The 13,444-nt window shown below is 68.0% G+C and carries 13 protein-coding genes; 8 read left to right on the plus strand and 5 right to left on the minus strand.

Features of this window, described 5'->3' with window-relative positions; genetic code table 11:
* Nucleotides 1–31 precede the first annotated feature (31 nt).
* The 4 genes from V1460_RS20800 to V1460_RS20815 all read right to left on the minus strand — a co-directional run bounded on the left by V1460_RS20800 (nucleotide 32) and on the right by V1460_RS20815 (nucleotide 4,572).
* Nucleotides 32–1,456 carry an IS1380 family transposase gene (locus V1460_RS20800; protein ID WP_338672180.1) on the minus strand — a complete coding sequence of 475 codons (1,425 nt, stop codon included), beginning with the start codon at nucleotides 1,454–1,456 and terminating at the stop codon, nucleotides 32–34.
* Between the two features lie 75 nt (nucleotides 1,457–1,531).
* A complete protein-coding gene (locus V1460_RS20805) occupies nucleotides 1,532–1,699 on the minus strand; it encodes a hypothetical protein (RefSeq protein ID WP_338675150.1) in 168 nt (55 codons plus the stop codon).
* A gap of 1,030 nt (nucleotides 1,700–2,729) precedes the next feature.
* Nucleotides 2,730–2,984 (minus strand): hypothetical protein, encoded by a 255-nt coding sequence (locus V1460_RS20810; protein ID WP_338675151.1) that lies wholly within the window; start codon nucleotides 2,982–2,984, stop codon nucleotides 2,730–2,732.
* A 199-nt stretch (nucleotides 2,985–3,183) separates the two neighbouring features.
* Complete coding sequence (locus tag V1460_RS20815) at nucleotides 3,184–4,572, minus strand: IS1380 family transposase (protein ID WP_338673281.1); 1,389 nt, start codon at nucleotides 4,570–4,572, stop codon at nucleotides 3,184–3,186.
* Nucleotides 4,573–5,382: 810 nt separating this feature from the next.
* On the opposite strand from V1460_RS20815, the gene V1460_RS20820 reads away from it, so the two are divergent.
* Nucleotides 5,383–6,255 (plus strand): hypothetical protein, encoded by an 873-nt coding sequence (locus V1460_RS20820; RefSeq protein WP_338675152.1) that lies wholly within the window; start codon nucleotides 5,383–5,385, stop codon nucleotides 6,253–6,255.
* A 147-nt stretch (nucleotides 6,256–6,402) separates the two neighbouring features.
* Here the strand turns inward: V1460_RS20820 and V1460_RS20825 are convergent, their stop codons facing one another.
* A complete protein-coding gene (locus tag V1460_RS20825; RefSeq protein WP_338675153.1) occupies nucleotides 6,403–6,579 on the minus strand; it encodes a hypothetical protein in 177 nt (58 codons plus the stop codon).
* A gap of 18 nt (nucleotides 6,580–6,597) precedes the next feature.
* Between V1460_RS20825 and V1460_RS20830 the strand changes: the two genes are divergently transcribed.
* The 7 genes from V1460_RS20830 to V1460_RS20860 all read left to right on the plus strand — a co-directional run bounded on the left by V1460_RS20830 (nucleotide 6,598) and on the right by V1460_RS20860 (nucleotide 13,413).
* Nucleotides 6,598–7,323 (plus strand): transposase, encoded by a 726-nt coding sequence (locus V1460_RS20830; RefSeq protein ID WP_338675154.1) that lies wholly within the window; start codon nucleotides 6,598–6,600, stop codon nucleotides 7,321–7,323.
* A gap of 620 nt (nucleotides 7,324–7,943) precedes the next feature.
* The gene (gene ltrA / locus V1460_RS20835) at nucleotides 7,944–9,689 is read left to right on the plus strand and encodes a group II intron reverse transcriptase/maturase (protein ID WP_338674543.1); all 1,746 of its coding nucleotides are present in this window, start codon (nucleotides 7,944–7,946) and stop codon (nucleotides 9,687–9,689) included.
* A gap of 204 nt (nucleotides 9,690–9,893) precedes the next feature.
* A complete protein-coding gene (locus V1460_RS20840; protein WP_338675155.1) occupies nucleotides 9,894–10,514 on the plus strand; it encodes a hypothetical protein in 621 nt (206 codons plus the stop codon).
* Nucleotides 10,515–10,524: 10 nt separating this feature from the next.
* Complete coding sequence (locus tag V1460_RS20845) at nucleotides 10,525–10,719, plus strand: hypothetical protein (RefSeq protein WP_338675156.1); 195 nt, start codon at nucleotides 10,525–10,527, stop codon at nucleotides 10,717–10,719.
* Between the two features lie 157 nt (nucleotides 10,720–10,876).
* Complete coding sequence (locus V1460_RS20850) at nucleotides 10,877–11,281, plus strand: hypothetical protein (protein ID WP_338675157.1); 405 nt, start codon at nucleotides 10,877–10,879, stop codon at nucleotides 11,279–11,281.
* Nucleotides 11,282–11,673: 392 nt separating this feature from the next.
* Nucleotides 11,674–12,387: an alpha/beta fold hydrolase gene (locus tag V1460_RS20855; protein WP_338675158.1), complete on the plus strand. Its 714-nt coding sequence runs from the start codon at nucleotides 11,674–11,676 to the stop codon at nucleotides 12,385–12,387.
* A gap of 48 nt (nucleotides 12,388–12,435) precedes the next feature.
* Nucleotides 12,436–13,413 carry a transposase family protein gene (locus V1460_RS20860; protein WP_338675159.1) on the plus strand — a complete coding sequence of 326 codons (978 nt, stop codon included), beginning with the start codon at nucleotides 12,436–12,438 and terminating at the stop codon, nucleotides 13,411–13,413.
* The last annotated feature ends 31 nt before the right edge of the window (nucleotides 13,414–13,444 follow it).

A 13,444-nucleotide genomic window follows, 5' to 3' on the forward strand; every position in this document is an offset into this window, starting at 1 on the left:
TCCTGGTCTTCGTCGGGGCGGGGTCCGCGCGTCAGGTGACGGCGGAAAGCTCGGTCAGACGCCGCCAGGCCGTGGCGAATGCCCTGGCCCAGGGCCAGTCGGCAGGGAGGCGGAGGTGCCGGCGGCGGGCGTGGTGGGCGAGGCGGGCGGGCAGGTGGTAGATCCGAAAGCGCATGGTGTCGGGTTCGGCGTCGGCGAGGCCGTCCTGGTCGTGGAGGGCCAGGAGACGGAGCCAGGCGTCGAGGTCGGCCGCGAGGTTCGCGGTCAGCATCCAACTCGTGTTGTTCTGCCAGGATTTCGAGGGCAGGTTGTGCAAGCCCATGGCCTTGTTCGTGCGCACGCGGTCTTCGACCACGGCATGGTGGCGGTGCACGGCGTCCAGCCACTGGATCTGGTGGGAGCCGACGACCCGGGTCATCTTGTTGATGTTCGTGGCGATGACCGAGTACTTCCAGCCGGTCTTCTTCTCGAAGTCGGTCAGGTTCGCCAGGTGGCGGCTGGAGGGTCTGACCCGGCGGACGATCAGCCGCAGGCCCCGGCTCCAGCCCTCGCGTCCGTTCAGTCCGCTCAACTCGGCGACGAAGTAGCCCTCCTGGACGCTGCCGTCCTGGTTGAGGGATGCCTCCCACGCTGCCTCGGGCAGTTTCGCGATGGCCTGCTCGTCGGCCTCGGTGATGGTCCAGCCGGTGGTGAAGCGGACCGTGCGCCGACGCGTGTTCAAGCCGAGGAGATGTTCGTGCAGGCCGTGGGTCGCGCCGGCCCCGTCGACCCGCACGAGGATCTTCGCGCGCGAGGAGCCCGGGATCTGGGCGAGCGCATCGGCGAGCACCGCCTTGTGGTCGGCGACCGTGTTCGAGCCCGCGTTGCCGCTCCGCAGCAGCATCGCCAGACACTCGCCGGTGTTCGCGCACCACGCGGCCAGAGGATGAAACCCGAAGCTCTTCTTCCAGGTCGCCGCCGCGCCCTCTTTCTTCGAGGCGGCCGTGATGATCGTTGCGTCCATATCGACGATCACCCAGTGGTGCAGGCGTTTCCCGGCGATGGTCAGCCAGGGAAATCCGCCGGGCCGCAGCGCCAGCCACGACCACACCGTACGGCGGATCCGCGCCCGGGCCCGGTTGATCGCCGCGATCCGGTCGGCGTCACACAGGTTCAGGGTGCGGTGCACCGTGGAGTCCGAGACGCCCGGGCCCATCACCCGCTCATGGTGCCAGGCGAGCTGTCCGGCCTCGGCCACACTGCGGGCGCCGAGCGCGATCGATATCGCCAGGTGGACGAGGACCACTGCCCGGTCCCGCCAGCCCGGACCGCCGGTCGGGAACACCCCGGACAGGGCCCCGGTCAGCCCCGACCGGTCCGCAAGGCGCCGCAGCAACACCACCCCGGCATGCCCGACCAAACCTTTCCCGTCAGCCCTCACGACCAGGCCCCGGTCCCACCCTGTACGCTCGCTCACCAGAAAGGTGTCCTGACTCCTGCACCCGATGCTTCCTCGACAGTCGCATCCTCGCAGTTCAGGGCACCTTTTCTGCTACCGGGCCGTCAGATCATCGAATTCCGCTGACTGTTCAGGGATAAGCCCGTTGGCCGGTTTGTCGGCGAGCTGGAAGTTGTTGGGGTCCGCCGCGAGGAAGCGGCATTGGGGGCGGCACAGGTCCGTCTCCTCCGCTTCCCGGCCATGACCTGCCGTCCCCGGCATCGAACGCTGTCCTCTTGCGGGCGAGACACCGGGGTCTGCGGTCAAGCGCACCGTCTGACCGTCCGGCCGGACCGACCGTGCTCCCTCCCGCAAGGTCCGGTAGACAGCGTCCGCGAAGGCGGCGCCGCCACCTCGATAGGAGGAGCCGCCGAAGCGGGCAACCGCCCCGTACCACCGCCCGGGATCCTCGGGACTGCTTCCCGTCAGGGACCTCTGGTGGAGCGCTAGAAGCGCCGCTCCACCCCTGATGTTCTCCCGATCGTTCCTACGCAATACCGCCGGAGCAGCACCTACCAGCGCTGCGGCCCGGTCCAAAGGGCGAGCCGAAGAACCGCTCACCGCGCCCTTCTCGCCCAGGTCGAACAGGCCATATCCCCCGCTGCTGCTTCGCAGCCCGTCGTGGGACTCCCACCAGGATGACTCATGGCTCACTGCCAGCAGCAACGGAACCGGTACGTGAAACTCGGCCGCCGCGTCAGCGAAGTCCCGCTCCAACGACCCGGGGGACGAAGCCGCGACAGGCACCGCGCCAACCCCGACCAGACCGACGACAAGCCCCACGCACAGCCGTCTCCTCCAACGTGAGACGCGAGATGGCAGCAACAGCACAAGTCTCTCCCCGTTGGGCACGACAGGTGAGCAAACGCGGCAACGCCCGCAGTACGGGCCTGCCCCACCGACACCGTGCCCCACGACCAGCACCACTCCCGGGAGGCGCGCACGGATCCCCGAGCGCCTCAGTCGATCAGCCGATCAACGACTCCCAACCTGCCTGTCCTGACCAGCAAACTCACAAGATCACGCAACCAGGTCGTCGGGTCTATCCGGAATTGGGCTCTGGCTCCCTTCCGGTGGTAACAGGCGGTAATGCCCGCCGCTTTCGGCGATCTATGCAGCTCAGGCTGTATAGCACCGGGATCACGAGCTCGTCGCTGACACTGAGTGGGACGACCTTCCTTTCGTGACTGTCCGTCACCATCGAAAGTGAGCCCGAGCCGGAAGCGTTATTGAGGCGGAACTGTTCTTTTGCCTATTCGAGGATGTAGCGGACGTGGCGGGCGTGGAAGTAGCCGCGGACGGCCTGTCCGCCGCACCGCCAGGGCCTCCCGGCACCCGCCCGGTACGCACGCCACCAGGTCCCCACCGACCGCTCGGCGACCTGGAACACCTCAGCCGCCTGCCGGTACCCCTTCACCTGACCCGACTCCAACGCGGCCACGACCCGCAACCGCACCACTTCCCGCCCCGCCGGCGCCACCCGCCGCAGATCCCCAGCCCCAGTCACACCCCACCAACGAGCCAGGCAACCCCACAGTTCCGCCTCAACCTGGATCCACAGGGCCGTATTCGATGAGTGCGGCTCTGTGATTTTCGGAGCGGATTCGGGGGCGTTCCTGCTGGCGGGCAGGAGTGGTCGCCGGGTGGCCGTCCCGGTGGCGGGGTCTCCGAGGTCCTTGGTCGTGGGCGGGCAGGCGTCCGGGTGGTCAGGTTCGCAGGCGGTGGCCGACGGCCGTCCACAGGTCGCTGAAGGCCTCTCGCCAGGGCCAGTGCTGCGGCAGGTGCCAGGTCAGGGTGCGTGCTCCGGCTGCCAATCGGGCTGGAACCGCGATGAGTTGGCGGCGGATGGTGCCGGTGCGGGCCCGGGCGTGGAAGGCCGAGGCGAGCGCGCCCAGCGCCCGGGTGAGGTTGTGGGCGAGGGCTGCCAGGGTCAGCCAGGCCGCGTTCGCGGTGAACTTCCCCGAGGGCAGGTGCCCCAGGGCCGAGTCCTCAAGATCGGCGAAGACCTGCTCGACGATCGCGTGGCGGCGGTGATCGGCTTCTGCCTCGACCAGCGGCAGCACCTGGTCGGTGAACACCGCATGGAACCGCCAGACAGTGAACAACTCACCCTGACCGTCCAGGACGTGGGCGTCGTTCAGGCGCTTGACCCGGCGGACCAGCAGCCGGGCGGTGGCGTGGTAGCGCTTGGCCTTGCCGGTGAACGCGGTGTACTCGACCTCGGCGACCTCCGCGTCCGAGATCCACCGCTGCTCGTCCTTGTCCCAGATCGCCTTCGGGTACTTGATCGCCGTCCAGGCGTCCTCGGGAACGGTGGCGATCAGCTCCCGGATCTTCTTGCGCTGCGCGACGGCGAAGGAGAACCGCGCGCCTGCGCGGCGGCAGGCGGCGACGACCTTGTGGGAGAAGAACGCCGAGTCGCCGCGGACCACGATCGTGCCGGTGGCGCCCATCGCCCGCACCGCCTTGATCGCCTCGGCGATCAGCGAGGCCGCGCCCTTGGCGGAGCCGGCCGAGCCCTTGCGCAGGCGGGTGGCCACGATTACCGGCGCGGCCAGCGGAGTGGAGGCGGTGACGATCTGGAAGTGCAGGCCCCTCACCTTGGTGTAGCCGTGCTCGGCGCCCTGCTTGGCCGCCCCGTAGACCTGCTTGACCTTGGAGTCGATGTCCAGGTGCACCACCTGGTCGCCGCCGGGCAGCAGATTGCAGTGTCCGGCGAGGTTGCAGGTGAACGCCCGTGCCGCCGACTCCAGTTGACGCACGTGACCCCAGGAGAACGCCCGCAGAAACGTGCCCAGCGTCGACGGGGCGCGAACTCCGTCGAATGCCCTGGCCACCGCCCCGTGCCGCAGCACATCCGTGTCGTCGATGCTGTCCGCTCCGGCGAGCATCCCCGCCACCAGCGACATCACCTTCGCGCCGACCGCTGCCCCGGCCCCGTTCGCAACACCCTTGAGCCGCACCTTCGTGACAGCCAGGTCCGGCAGGCCGCACCGCTCGGCCAGTCGGACCGCCGGAGCCAGCCCACCGTACGCGAGGAGATTCGGGTCATCGAACGCCGCGAAGGTCGCTGCGACGGTATGGGAAGATTTCACTTACGACGTGCCTTGTCTTGCTGCGGGCTGGAAGCGTAGAGAACTCCCATCCTCGCAGGTCACAGGGCACGTCTTCTTCGTTGGGCTGGCACCGCGCAGGCACCGCTCGGTGGATCCAGGCTCAATACATTCCCGGCCTGCGAGAACGTCATGTCGATCTTTGTGTCTCACGAACGATCGTTACCCGACATCAGAACCCCCGCCTTCGGCCCGACCCCGCCAGTACGCGAGGTTGTGGCGGGTGGCGAGGGTGTCGGGTGGTCCGGGCCGAGCACCCGCAGCCGGTCGGCCAGCAGCTCGGCGAAGGCGGCGGCGTTGGCCGCATCCCCAGTTGCCTCCGTGCATACCTTTTGGAACACTACTTGTAGAACGACTTGCGGAACGGCCTGCGGGGAGATCACCGCAGGCCGCTGACATCCTGACGTAGTACTGCGCGCCTTGTTCCACATCCAAGGATGTGGAATGCGCGTCATGCACACGACTGCGACCGAGTCAACCTGCGGTGCAGGCCACTTCGACCACGCACGGAGTCGTGCTGGGCGGCGGGGGCAAGTGCCGGGCGATTTCTGGCCGAGCTTCCCGGCCACGCGGGACGAGCTGGTGGATGACTTCTTCCGCCGCCACTTCACTCCTCGGGATCGACTGTTGTGCTTCATCGACGCATCCACGGAGGAGGCGAAACGTTCCATCTGTGCGTCTCGAAATCTGATCGTCGACCCATTCGACATGGCTAGGAGTCGCACAGACATGCAGAAAGTGAAGATCTCGGCGGGGCCCGGTCGCGATTGGCTCCTTCGCAAGGGATACCCCGTGGGAGACGGTATCGACCTCGCCGCATCCACCGAGCAGTACGACGGCGGTGGCCAGTATGGGGTGGAGATCCCCGTCATCAACAGCTACCGGGACCTGTTGCAGGTGACTACCTGCCTCGACGAGGCGGGCATCACCGTCACGCGGTACAACGAGACGCACGGGTCGATCCTGCTCTCCGACGCGGAGATCAAGGACATGCTCGCGCTGTGCCGCGACCGTGGGGAGGGAATCCTCATCAGTCTCGGCCCGCGCCCCGAGTACGACATCAAGAGTTCGTTCTACCGCACGTCCTTCGGCCTCGAGATGGGGCGCCAGATCAACAACCACGACGCCTTCCGGGCCTGCGTGGAGGAAGTCATCAGGCTCACCGACCTCGGGTGTCGTGGGGTGATCGTCTACGACCTCGGAGTGGCCCGGGTGCTCGCCGAGATGCGCGCGGACGGAACACTCCCGTCCGATCTGGTATTGAAGACATCGAGCCACTGCATGGCCACGAATCCCTTCCTGGCCAAGATCTTCGCGGAGAACGGCGCGGACAGCATCACGACCGCTCATGATCTCGGCCTGCCGGTTCTGCAGGAGATGCGACGGCTCAATCCCGGCCTGCCGCTGGACGTCCCCATGGACGTCTACCGCACCAAGGGTGGCTTCATCAGGTTCTACGAGGCCGCCGAGATCGTGCAGGTCGCCGCCCCGGTCATGCTGAAGATCGGTGCCAGCGCGCAAAGCCACCCGTACGACTCGGTGAGTGACGCGACCACCCGTGAACGCGTCGCACGCGTCACCCGCACCCTGGAGATGCTGAACCGCTTCCTGCCAGAGTGCTCTCAGATATCGGACAAGAACAGGCACAGCTGCATCCCCGTCTGAACCCGAATGGTCGGGTAGCCCGGGGCGTCTCAGCCCCGGGCTCCCACAGATCCGTACGTGACAGACGCTGAACGGAAAATCGATCTCCGGGAGGGCAGGCGGCAGCATCCGGGCCGCTTGCGGACCGGATGACGGTGAGACGGACGGTCAGGCTGACGGTGCGAGGGCGACTTGGTGGCCGAGGGCCTGGAGCTGGCGGACGAGATCGCGGGTCTTGCGGGCGGCATCGAGGTGGCGACGGTGCCAGTCGGCGCCGAGCTCCTGGTAGGAGGCGTCCGGGTCGTTGATCAGGTGCCAGGCGATGACGAGTATCGAGCGGGCCACGGCCACCAGGGCTTTGGCATGGCCGCGGCGTTTGACGATGCGCCGGTAACGGGCGCCGAGGAAGGTATCGGTGCGGGCGGCGGCGTTGGCGGCCTGCTCGCAGGGCCCCTGGCCCGGCCGACGACGCCCGGGGTGCGTTTCGGCACCTACCGGACGGTGTCCTTCGATGGCTGCAGCTCGCTGCGGGTGCCCGATTCGCCCCGCAACCGGGCCTGGCTCGGGCGCACGGCCCATCACGGCTATCCCACCCTGGAGCTGATGACGCTGGTCGAGACCGGGACGAGAGCGCTGATCGGGGCGGTGTTCGGCACCACCGACGAGGGCGAGACCGCCTACGCCCGCCGACTGCTGCACTTGCTGAGGCCGGACATGCTGGTGCTGTGGGACAAGGGCTTCGACGCGAACAGCTTCCTCGCCCAAGCGGCCGCGACCGGCGCGAAAGTATTGGGAAGGCTCCGCAACAACCGACGGGCCCCGGTCCTGGCCCGTCTCGACGACGGCTCCTACCTGTCAGTGATCGGCACCGTGCACGTCCGGATCATCGACGCCGAGATCACGGTGACCTGCAACGACGGCACCGCCTTCACCAGCACCTATCGGCTGGTCACCACCTTGACCGACGCTCGCCGACACCCGGCCAGAACGCTGATCGACCTCTACCACGAGCGCTGGGGTGCGACACGAAGTCGCACGAGATTGAGTGAACTACCTGATCGGAGGATCGACTTGATGTCGACAGCGTAGTTCCGGGCCAGTGCTCAAGGCCCGTCCCCACTTCGACATGCGTCGCCGGTAACGGCGGGGTGTGGAGCTCGAAGGAGAAGCCCAAGGGCCCCCGTGCCATCCGGGGATTACAGGCAAGGGGAAGACCGGACGGGTGAACGCAAGTGAACCCCTGATGATGCTTCGTGATCGTGGGCCCCGCCGATGGACTGCTCCAGCGGGGTGCAGGACTGGTCGCTGAGAAGCGGCAGGCGCCGGCTGAAGACCCAACGTCAGCCGGGAGAGCATCGCCGTCCCGGAGTTTAGGGGGCACCCACCCCGGTCGTATCTCACTCGTGTGGAACGTGGAAACCCCGCTGGGGTCCGGACGCGACAGCGTCCGGTCAGCCGACCGTAAGGAAGGCCCAACTCCCCAGCGGGCACAGGATGACCCAAGAAGCCAACGCCGGTCGCCGAAAGGCAGCGGGAAACCGGGGCAGATGACCAGCGCCTCCGCTGGTCGCCTCGCATAACCGGCCGGATACGGGCTCAGCCCGGACCCGCAAGGGTGCTGACGTGGGTCAGGTGGGCCTGTGAGGACCGGATGACCATCAACGCTGAAACCGAAGGGCAAGTTGGACACCGTGGCGACAACATCTCCCGTGGCGGACACCGTCCAGGACGACAGTGCCGTCACGGCGAACGGACCTGAGGACGACATCACCGACTGGCAGTCGATCGACTGGCAGGGCGCGGAGAACGAAGTACGGCGGCTGAGGCAGCGGATCTTCACGGCATCGCAGGCAGGGGACCTCAAGAAGGTCCGCAATCTCCAGAAACTAATGCTCCGCTCCCGCTCCAACACGCTGGTGAGCGTGCGGCGGGTGACGGAGATCAACGCTGGCCGCAAGACGGCAGGGATCGACGGCCGGGTTGTCCTGCTGCCCCAGGGGAAGGCCGAACTGGCCGACTGGATGCAGCACCGGGCAGCGCCGTGGAGACCCTTGCCCGTCAGGCGGGTCTATATCCCCAAGGCCAATGGCCGTCAGCGCGGCCTCGGAATTCCCGTGATCATCGACCGGTGTCTTCAAGCCGTGACGCTGAACGCGCTGGAACCCGAGTGGGAGGCACGGTTCGAGCCGAGATCCTATGGATTTCGTCCCGGCCGTGGCTGCCACGACGCGATCGGAGCGATCTTCCTGGCCGCCAAGGGCAAGAGCCCGAAGCGCCAGTGGGTCCTTGACGCAGACCTGGCAGCGGCGTTCGACCGCATCGATCACGACCGCCTCATGGCCTCGATCGGACAGTTCCCCGCCCGGGGGCTGGTCGAGCAGTGGCTCAAGGCGGGAGTACTCGACCGCGGCGTTCTCGCCCCGACCGAGGAGGGGGTTCCGCAAGGCGGGATCATCTCCCCGGCGCTGATGAACGTGGCCTTGCACGGGATGGAAGAGGCTGCCGGAGTCCACTACCGGCTCACCGGCCCACGGGCTGGTGAACTGGCAGTCGGCTCGCCGACTCTGGTCAGGTACGCCGACGACCTGGTGGTGCTCTGTCACAGTCGTGACGAGGCGCAACAGGTCAAGGAGCGGCTCGCCCGGTGGCTCAGGCCCCGGGGTCTGGCCTTCAACGAGGACAAGACGCGCATCGCGCACCTCGACGAGGGCTGCGACTTCCTGGGCTTCACCGTCCGCCGCTACCACGGCATGCTGCTGATCAAGCCGAGCAAGGCATCCGTGCGACGGATCCGGGCACGGCTCGCCGCCGAGGTGCTGGCCCTTCGGGGGCAGAACGCGGCGGCGATGATCGCCAAGCTCAACCCGATCATCCGGGGCTGGGCTGCCTACTTTCGGGGAGTGGTCTCCAGTGAGGTGTTCGCCTCGCTGGACAACCATGTGTGGAGGCTGGTCTACAAGTGGGCCCGCCACACACACCCGAACAAGCCGAACGGCTGGGTGACCTCCCGGTATTTCGGCCGGTTCAACGAGTCCCGGCAGGACCGGTGGGTGTTCGGTGACCGCGAGAGCGGCCGCTACCTCACCAAATTCGCCTGGACCAGGATCGTCAGACATCAACTCGTCGTCAAAGGGGCGTCCGTGGACGACCCGGCGCTGACCGAGTACTGGGCCTCGCGGCGACGCAGGAACAAGCCCCCGCTCAGCACGCGCCTGCTGAGTCTGCTCCAAGGACAGCACGGCCGGTGCCCGCTCTGCGGAACGCTTCTCCTGCACGCCGACCAGCAGCCGCAGAGCCCCCAGGAATGGGAGCAGTGGCTGCGGGCGATCCGGACGGCGGTACGCGCAAACGCGCTCACCGCCGAAGCGGACGGAAGCCAGTCCGACGATCCCGTCGCCTTCCGACTCACCCACGTTCACTGCCACCGCTGGCGCGGCGGCAGTGAACCACGCTGACCAGCCATTCTGGCTGCCCGTGGGCCTTCAGGGCCTGCTTGAGCCGGATGCGGTTAACGCCGCCCGTCCGGTTCTGAGGGGGGTGCGGCGCAGCAATGCGCCGCACCTACCCGACAACACGAGAGCGCGTACTTCGCGCTCCGCCACACGATCCTCGCCGGCCACAACCTCCGCTCCCACGATGCCGCTGGCCTCGAACAGGAGATGTGGGCCCTGCTCACGCTCTACCAGGTCCTACGCGCCGTGATGGTCGAGGCCGCCGAGTCCGTCCCCGGCACCGACCCCGACCGCTGCAGTTTCACTGTCGCCCTGCAGACCGCCCGCGACCAGGTCGTCCAGGCCGCCGGGATCATCCCCGAGGCTCCCGGCTCCATCGGCCTGATCGGCCGGAGGGTGCTGGCCCGGCTCCTCGCGCCCCGCCGTCACCGGACCAGCACCCGCAAGGTCAAGTCCCCTGTCTCCCGCTACAGCGAGCGTCGCGACGACGGCCGCCCCGACCGCAGCCGCACCATCACCGAGCTCACCGTCACCGTCCTCGAACCCGGCCCCGAACAGCAGCCGTTGCCCGCGATCTCCCGCGACGATCGCCACACCGCCCCGGCCCAACGCCGCCGACACCGCATCCTCGCCCTGCTTCAGGACGACCCGACCCGCCTATGGAGACCCGCGGAGATTGCAACCCACTTCGGCGACATCACCCTGCACACCATGTATCGCCAGCTGTCCCGATGGGCCGACAGCGGACTCATCCACAAGATCGGCCCCGGCCTCTACGCAGCCACAGCCTGGACCTCAACCCCCTTGCCACCAGCACAAACGGGCTAACTTCCCGGCCTTGGGACCTGTCCCCGAAGGGTGGACACCTCTGAACGGCGCTCGCGGCAAGCACAGTTGCTACGGCTTCACGTGCTGGCTGGACCCCGGTGACTCGGTGCAGTTCTCCGCGTCCGGCATCGCCCGGATCGGCTACACCAAGTACTACTGGAACCGGTTCCAGAACTTCGGCGGCGGAGGCAGCTACCGGTACTGACCCCGCACCGATGCGCAGTGAGCCCCGCTGAGCCGGACTGACGGCCCGAGCGGGAGCCCGACACACCGCGGCCGCGCGGACGACCACGCGGCCACACAGCGAATCGGCTGCCCCGACCACTCCGGCTGGGGCAGCCGATTCGTCTTACCATCCACAGATGGAGGAAAGCATGCCCGGCAGCGAGCTTGAACTGTGCTACGAACGACTCTTCGCGCAGTGGCTGGAGCGAGTCCAAGGCGAGCTGGGCTGGCAGATCGCCGAGACCCGTCCGGCGGGCTGGATCCGCGCGGCGTATCGCGAGCACGGGGAGCTGCCGGCGGCCCGGTTCGCCCTGATCGCGTTCGAGCGGAAGCTGTGCTGCGTCTTGGACGCGTTCCCCCCGGTGGCCGCAGCAGCCGAGCGGGACACGGGCCTGCGCGTCGACATCCGCGCGGGCTCCACTCCCCCTTCGCCGGACTTCCCGGTGGGGATGGTGACGGTGGCCGAATCGGCCATCCAATCCAATCATTCGATCCGCCCGGAGTGCGTGCGGAAGTCGCGGACGCCATTCAGACCTACCTGACCGACCGCTACGGCCACCTCTGGCCGCTCTGCCCGGAGCACGCCAGCGGCCTGCACGCCGTCACGCACGAAGGCAAGGCAGTCTGGTGGTGCAGGGCACAGGGCCACCCGACAGTCCGGATCCCCGGAGAGCAAACCTGAAGGACGGCTGGGACGAGGGCTTGCACGCGGTCGCCACCGACCTGCTGCGGATCGCCGACACCACAGTCGCCCACTCCTCGTACCCGTCACCTTCCTCTTGTGGAACATCTACGACGTTACGACGTGGTCGGCTATTGAAGATCGGGGCCGTGCCGTGTGGCGGAGGAGCCGGGACACCGACCGCGGTGGTGGTGGTTCGGCCGACGGTGAACTCCGGTCCTCCGGAAGGCCCCTACCGCCTATCCTCCGGACATGGTTGATCACCGCTTGGTCGACGTGAGAGGGACTCGGCTGGCCTATCGGTTGTCGGGTCCGCCGGATGCTCCGCCGCTCGTCCTGGTCCACGCGCTGGGCAAGAATTTCACCGACTGGGAGCAGGTGGTGCCCGCTCTTGCCCGCAGTCGGCGGGTGTATGCCCTCGACCTGCGGGGGCACGGCCGGAGCGACTGGCCGGGTGACTACTCTCTCGAACTGATGCGGGCCGATGTGCTGCAGTTCCTGGACGCTCTGGGACTGGGCCACGTTGACTTGATCGGGCATTCTATGGGCGGGATCGTGGCCTACCTGCTGGCACAGGACCATCCGCAGCGGGTGAGTCGACTGGTCCTGGAGGACGTGTCGGTCCCCCGGCCTCGGGAGCCAAGTACCCCGACCAGGCCGGACGGCGACCTGATCTTCGACTGGGAGATGGTGCTGGCCGTCAGGCGGCAGATCGACCAGCCCGATTCCAGGTGGCTGGAGCGACTCAGCAAGATCACCGCCGAGACCCTCGTGGTGGCCGGCGGCCCACGCAGCCATGTGCCTCAGGACGGCGTCGCCGAGCTGGCCCGCCGCATCCCCGGCGGGCACATGGTCACCATCCCGGTCGGGCACCTGATCCACCACGCAGCGCCGGAGGCGTTCATAGAGGTGGTTGCGGCGTTCCTGCTGACGGAGGAGAACGTTCGTCCCGCCCGCCAACGATGAGCGCGCGCCCCGGCCGTAACGCGAGCGGGCCGTGCGGGTTCTTCGAGTGTGACCAAGAAGTGGGCCCGCACGGCCTTGTCCCATCCTGCCTTCACCGGTGTCTCGCGCCAACATCTCGGCGATTTGATCGCTGAATTGGCCGAGCCGTGGTGTGCGCTGCGCGAGGCGGCACTGCACGCACGGCGCGGCCACAAGCGACTGAGGGCGGCGGGGGCCGGCCCGAAACAAGAACTGGTCTTCACCGACCGTGTCGTGCTCACCGTGGTCCACCTGCGCACGCATCTGCCGCATGCCGCACTGGCCGAGCTGTACGGCGTTGGCCGCTCCACCGTCAGCGAGGCGATCGGCGAGATCCGCCCCCTGCTTGCCCGGCGCGGCTTTGCCGTCCCCGACCGGCCCGGGCTGCGGCTTCGTACGCTGGCCGACGTGTTCGCCTACGCCGAGGCCGAAGGCGTCAGCCTGCGCATCGACGGCATGGAGACCCAGGTCCGCCGCCCGAGGGCGCACCGGCCCGGACGCCGTGCGTTCGTCTCCGGCAAGAAGAAGCAGAACACCATCAAGACCACGACCATCAGCGACGGCCAGGGCCGCACGCTGTGGAACGGCGCCGACCGGCCCGGGCGCATACACGACCAGACCGCCATGCGCACCGAAGGCATCGCCGAGCAGTTGCGCCTGCATCCGAGTGTGAAAGCCGAGGTCGACGAGGGGTATCGGGGCCTGGCCAACGAATTCCCCGGCCAGGTCACCGCCCCGCCGAAGAAGCCCAAGGACGAGGCTCCCGACGGGGAGAAGAGGGCATGGCGCGAGATGCGGCGCCGCCAGTCCTCCCGCCGCATCGTCGTCGAGCACGCCAACGCCGAAATGCGCCACTGGCGACCACTGCAGCGCTACACCGGACGCCGCGAGACCTACGCCGAAACCCACCGTGCCATCGCCGGACTGGTCTCCGACCGCGCAGCCCGGCGGGCCACCCGTCCCGTCCACAGCACCGAACTGGTGCTCGCCCGCTCGGCTGTCTGCTGATCACCCACCAGCCGAACCGCCAGGCCAGCAC

It is taken from the genome of Streptomyces sp. SCSIO 30461, from assembly GCF_037023745.1.
GTDB lineage: Bacteria > Actinomycetota > Actinomycetes > Streptomycetales > Streptomycetaceae > Streptomyces.

Coding starts and splice junctions, on each gene's coding strand:
- V1460_RS20830 (WP_338675154.1), top strand. CDS start 6,598: ATGGCCGCGGCGTTTGACGATGCGCCGGTAACGGGCGCCGAGGAAGGT.
- V1460_RS20850 (WP_338675157.1), top strand. CDS start 10,877: ATGGAGGAAAGCATGCCCGGCAGCGAGCTTGAACTGTGCTACGAACGA.
- V1460_RS20855 (WP_338675158.1), top strand. CDS start 11,674: ATGGTTGATCACCGCTTGGTCGACGTGAGAGGGACTCGGCTGGCCTAT.
- V1460_RS20805 (WP_338675150.1), bottom strand. CDS start 1,699: ATGCCGGGGACGGCAGGTCATGGCCGGGAAGCGGAGGAGACGGACCTG.
- V1460_RS20840 (WP_338675155.1), top strand. CDS start 9,894: ATGTGGGCCCTGCTCACGCTCTACCAGGTCCTACGCGCCGTGATGGTC.